This is a genomic window from Corynebacterium sp. p3-SID1194, from assembly GCF_025144155.1.
Taxonomy (GTDB): Bacteria; Actinomycetota; Actinomycetes; order Mycobacteriales; family Mycobacteriaceae; genus Corynebacterium.
In genome coordinates, this window is record NZ_JALXWY010000033.1 from 1 (window position 1) to 5,202 (window position 5,202).

Genomic DNA, 5,202 nt, shown 5'->3' on the forward strand with positions numbered 1-5,202 from the left:
TGCTTGCAGGGGTACTCGAGTGGCGAACGGGTGAGTAACACGTGGGTGATCTGCCCTGCACTTCGGGATAAGCCTGGGAAACTGGGTCTAATACCGGATAGGACGATGGTTTGGATGCCGTTGTGGAAAGTTTTTTCGGTGTGGGATGAGCTCGCGGCCTATCAGCTTGTTGGTGGGGTAATGGCCTACCAAGGCGTCGACGGGTAGCCGGCCTGAGAGGGTGTACGGCCACATTGGGACTGAGATACGGCCCAGACTCCTACGGGAGGCAGCAGTGGGGAATATTGCACAATGGGCGCAAGCCTGATGCAGCGACGCCGCGTGGGGGATGACGGCCTTCGGGTTGTAAACTCCTTTCGTCAGGGACGAAGCGAAAGTGACGGTACCTGGATAAGAAGCACCGGCTAACTACGTGCCAGCAGCCGCGGTAATACGTAGGGTGCGAGCGTTGTCCGGAATTACTGGGCGTAAAGAGCTCGTAGGTGGTTTGTCGCGTCGTTTGTGGAATACCGCAGCTTAACTGCGGGGTTGCAGGCGATACGGGCATAACTTGAGTGCTGTAGGGGAGACTGGAATTCCTGGTGTAGCGGTGGAATGCGCAGATATCAGGAGGAACACCGATGGCGAAGGCAGGTCTCTGGGCAGTAACTGACGCTGAGGAGCGAAAGCATGGGTAGCGAACAGGATTAGATACCCTGGTAGTCCATGCCGTAAACGGTGGGCGCTAGGTGTGAGTCCCTTCCACGGGGTTCGTGCCGTAGCTAACGCATTAAGCGCCCCGCCTGGGGAGTACGGCCGCAAGGCTAAAACTCAAAGGAATTGACGGGGGCCCGCACAAGCGGCGGAGCATGTGGATTAATTCGATGCAACGCGAAGAACCTTACCTGGGCTTGACATACACCGGATCGCTGCAGAGATGTAGTTTCCCTTGTGGCTGGTGTACAGGTGGTGCATGGTTGTCGTCAGCTCGTGTCGTGAGATGTTGGGTTAAGTCCCGCAACGAGCGCAACCCTTGTCTTATGTTGCCAGCATTTGGTTGGGGACTCATGAGAGACTGCCGGGGTTAACTCGGAGGAAGGTGGGGATGACGTCAAATCATCATGCCCCTTATGTCCAGGGCTTCACACATGCTACAATGGTCGGTACAACGCGTTGCGACACTGTGAGGTGGAGCTAATCGCCTAAAGCCGGCCTTAGTTCGGATTGGGGTCTGCAACTCGACCCCATGAAGTCGGAGTCGCTAGTAATCGCAGATCAGCAACGCTGCGGTGAATACGTTCCCGGGCCTTGTACACACCGCCCGTCACGTCATGAAAGTTGGTAACACCCGAAGCCGGTGGCCCAAACTCGTTAGGGAGCTGTCGAAGGTGGGATCGGCGATTGGGACGAAGTCGTAACAAGGTAGCCGTACCGGAAGGTGCGGCTGGATCACCTCCTTTCTAAGGAGCTTTTATTTTTCTGCCCGCAGTTGTGGGTGTGTTGGTTGAGTGCCCGACTGTGGTGCTGCCAACGTTATTTTTTGAAATACCAGGTGGACATGCATCACCCCGGCGTTAGGTGCCAGGTGGGTGTGGTTGATGGTTTCACAAAACTGGCTGAACGTTTATTTGTGATTGTTGGTGCACTGTTGGGTGTCTGGGGCGACACATGGTGCCTGCACTGTTTGTGGTGTGGGTGTGGTTGATCCCTTTTGTGGCCTGTCATCTGCTTTCCGGCATTGTTTGTGTTGGTTGGTGGGTGGTGGGTGTGGTGTGTGAGAACTGTATAGTGGACGCGAGCATCTTGTTTTTTGTTTGTGTGTGTTTTGATGTGTGTGTTGGGTTTTTCGTGTGTGTGTTTGTTGTTTACGGGCGCATGGTGGATGCCTTGGCATGCTGAGCCGATGAAGGACGTGTGAGACTGCGTTAAGCCTCGGGGAGTTGTCAACAAAGCGTTGATCCGAGGGTGTCCGAATGGGGAAACCTGGCCGTAGTTGTGTGCGGTTACCTTGCAGTGAATGCATAGCTGTTTAAGGGGGTTACGCCGGGAAGTGAAACATCTCAGTACCGGTAGGAGAGGAAAATAAGAATGATTCTGCTAGTAGCGGCGAGCGAACGTGGATGAGGCTAAACCGTGTGCGTGTGATACCTGGCAGGGGTTGCGTGTGCGGTGTTGTGGGGTGTGACTGGTCGTGTTCTGCCAGATACGTCCACATTGTGCGTGTGTAAGCGGAAGTGGTCTGGGATGGCCTACCGGAGTAGGTGAGAGTCCTGTACGTGAATGCATGTGTGCGTGTGGTGGTTGTATCCCCGAGTAGCAGCGGGCTCGTGGAATCTGCTGTGAATCTGCCGGGACCACCCGGTAAGCCTAAATACTCAGTGTGACCGATAGTGGATAAGTACCGTGAGGGAATGGTGAAAAGTACCCCGGGAGGGGAGTGAAAGAGTTCCTGAAACTGTGTGCCTACAATCCGTCAGAGCACCTCAAAGTGTGTGATGGCGTGCCTTTTGAAGAATGAGCCTGCGAGTCAGCGGCATGTCGCGAGGTTAACCCGTGTGGGGTAGTCGTAGCGAAAGCGAATGCTAATTGTGTGTTTAGTGGCATGTCCTGGACCCGAAGCGGGGTGATCTACCCATGGCCAGTGTGAAGCAGCTGTAAGAGGTTGTGGAGGCGCGAACCCACGTAGGTTGAAAACTGCGGGGATGAGCTGTGGGTAGGGGTGAAAGGCCAATCAAACTCCGTGATAGCTGGTTCTCCCCGAAATGCATTTAGGTGCAGCGTCGCGTAGGTGTGCCGGAGGTAGAGCTACTGGTTGGTTGAGCGGGACTATCATCTTAGCAATGTCAGCCAAACTCCGAATGCCGGTTAAACATTGTTGCGCGGCAGTGAGACTGTGGGGGATAAGCTTCATAGTCGAGAGGGAAACAGCCCAGATCGCCGGTTAAGGCCCCTAAGGGTGTACTAAGTGGAAAAGGATGTGTAATCGCGAAGACAGCCAGGAGGTTGGCTTAGAAGCAGCCACCCTTGAAAGAGTGCGTAATAGCTCACTGGTCGAGTGGTTGCGCGCCGACAATTCAGTGGGGCTCAAGTACACCGCCGAAGCCGCGGCATATCTTTTGATATGGGTAGGGGAGCGTCGCGTATGGGGTGAAGCATGATCGTAAGGGTGTGTGGACTGTACGCGAGTGAGAATGCAGGCATGAGTAACGAATGATACGTGAGAATCGTATCCGCCGAATGACTAAGGGTTCCTGGGTCAAGTTCGTCTTCCCAGGGTGAGTCGGGTCCTAAGGCGAGGCCGACAGGCGTAGTCGATGGTCAACGGGTTGATATTCCCGTACCCGTATACACGCGCCCAATGATGAACCGGTGATACTAACCACCCTGACCACCCGCCAAGATGATCTTTGATTATCAGGTGGGTGTGATGCGTGGGGCCTGATCTGTAGTAGTCAAGTGATGGGGTGACACAGATTGGTAGCTACGCCACTGAGTGGATTGTGGTGCAAGCGTGCGGCACGACACCTAGTTAAATGCGGGTGTCATATGTGTGAGGCGTGATGCGTAACCCCAATGGGGTGATGGTAGTGATCCTGTGCTGTCGAGAAAAGCCTCTAGCGATGTGTGTGTACGGCCCGTACCCGAAACCGACACAGGTAGTCAAGTAGAACATACTCAGGCGGTCGGGTGAACTGTGGTTAAGGAACTCGGCAAATTGCCCCCGTAACTTCGGAAGAAGGGGGGCCACAACCGGTGATCCAAACATGCGTTGGTGAGCTAGTTGGGGTCGCAGAAAAGAGAGGGAAGCGACTGTTTATCAAAAACACAGGTCCGTGCGAAGACGTTGAAGTTGATGTATACGGACTGACGCCTGCCCGGTGCTGGAAGGTTAAGAGGACCTGTTAGGACCTTTGGTCCGAAGCGGAGAATTTAAGCCCCAGTAAACGGCGGTGGTAACTATAACCATCCTAAGGTAGCGAAATTCCTTGTCGGGTAAGTTCCGACCTGCACGAATGGCGTAACGACTTCCCTGCTGTCTCAACCACAGGCCCGGTGAAATTGCACTACGAGTAAAGATGCTCGTTTCGCGCGGCAGGACGAAAAGACCCCGGGACCTTCACTATAGCTTGGTATTGGTGTTTACTGCGGTTTGTGTAGCATAGGTGGGAGACTATGAAGCGCTCACGCTAGTGGGTGTGGAGTCGTTAAGTGAAATACCACTCTGACCGTAGTGGATGTCTTAACCTTGGCCCATGATCTGGGTTGGGGACAGTGCCTGGTGGGTAGTTTAACTGGGGCGGTTGCCTCCCAAAGAGTAACGGAGGCGCCCAAAGGTTCCCTCAGCCTGGTTGGCAATCAGGTGTTTAGAGTGTAAGTGCACAAGGGAGCTTGACTGCGAGACCTACAAGTCGAGCAGGGACGAAAGTCGGGACTAGTGATCCGGCACCTACTTGTGGATGTGGTGTCGCTCAACGGATAAAAGGTACCCCGGGGATAACAGGCTGATCTTCCCCAAGAGTCCATATCGACGGGATGGTTTGGCACCTCGATGTCGGCTCGTCGCATCCTGGGGCTGGAGTAGGTCCCAAGGGTTGGGCTGTTCGCCCATTAAAGCGGCACGCGAGCTGGGTTCAGAACGTCGTGAGACAGTTCGGTCTCTATCCGCCGCGCGCGCAGAAACTTGAGAAAGGCTGTCCCCAGTACGAGAGGACCGGGACGGACGTACCTCTGGTGTGCCAGTTGTTCCGCCAGGAGCACCGCTGGTTGGCTACGTACGGAAGGGATAACCGCTGAAAGCATCTAAGCGGGAAGCCTGTTTCAAGATGAGGTTTCATAGGTTCCCAGCAGACTACTGGGTTGATAGGCCAGATCTGGACGCACCGCAATGTGCGAAGGTGACTGGTACTAATACACCAACCAACAAACCACATGTTTCCAACAACAAGCGAAACACAACAAAAAGCAGACAACAACAACGACTGCCGCGTCCACTATGCAGTATCTGACACACCACACACACCACGTGGCCACAGATAACTACATACACCGCAACACACAACCAGTGTTGCGACCATGACGACAAACCCCCACAGGTGTGTCGGTGGTTGATAGCGGTGGGGAAACGCCCGGTCCCATTCCGAACCCGGAAGCTAAGCCCACCCGCGCTGATGGTACTGCACTCGGGAGGGTGTGGGAGAGTAAGTTACCGCCGACCAAAAACTT

Annotated in this window: 3 rRNA genes; all 3 read left to right on the forward strand. The window is 54.6% G+C overall.

The features are described 5' to 3' along the window. Nucleotides 1-1,439, forward strand: a 16S ribosomal RNA gene (locus tag M3G19_RS11680); the annotation flags it as partial. A gap of 395 nt (nucleotides 1,440-1,834) precedes the next feature. After that, nucleotides 1,835-4,908 (forward strand): 23S ribosomal RNA (locus M3G19_RS11685). A 168-nt stretch (nucleotides 4,909-5,076) separates the two neighbouring features. Next, a 5S ribosomal RNA gene (gene rrf, locus M3G19_RS11690) occupies nucleotides 5,077-5,194 on the forward strand. Nucleotides 5,195-5,202: the final 8 nt, after the last annotated feature.